At 56.5% G+C, this 232-nt stretch carries 1 protein-coding gene; it reads left to right on the top strand.

Annotated features, from left to right (window positions below; genetic code table 11):
• Positions 1 to 232, top strand: a 232-nt coding sequence (locus tag HMPREF0044_RS07695) for an AsmA family protein (protein ID WP_006547572.1), incomplete at both ends; no start/stop codon positions are given.

Raw genomic sequence — 232 nt, 5'->3', positions numbered from 1 at the left:
CTGGGTGCCGTGGCCCCATGTACACGCGGAAGACATCATTCTTGGCAATCCACCGGATATTCCCGAAGTCACGATGGTGCATTTGCCACGCGTAGAGGCAACGCTGGCCCCGCTGGCGCTGCTGACCAAAACGGTCTGGCTGCCGTGGATCAAGCTCGAAAAGCCCGACGCGCGCCTGATTCGCCTCTCTGAAAAGAACAATAACTGGACGTTTAATCTTGCCAACGATGAT

The sequence above is a fragment of the Gleimia coleocanis DSM 15436 genome, from assembly GCF_000159015.1.
GTDB lineage: Bacteria > Actinomycetota > Actinomycetes > Actinomycetales > Actinomycetaceae > Gleimia > Gleimia coleocanis.
Note: the sequence above shows the minus strand (reverse complement) of the source record. Positions and strands in the feature narration are given on the sequence as shown.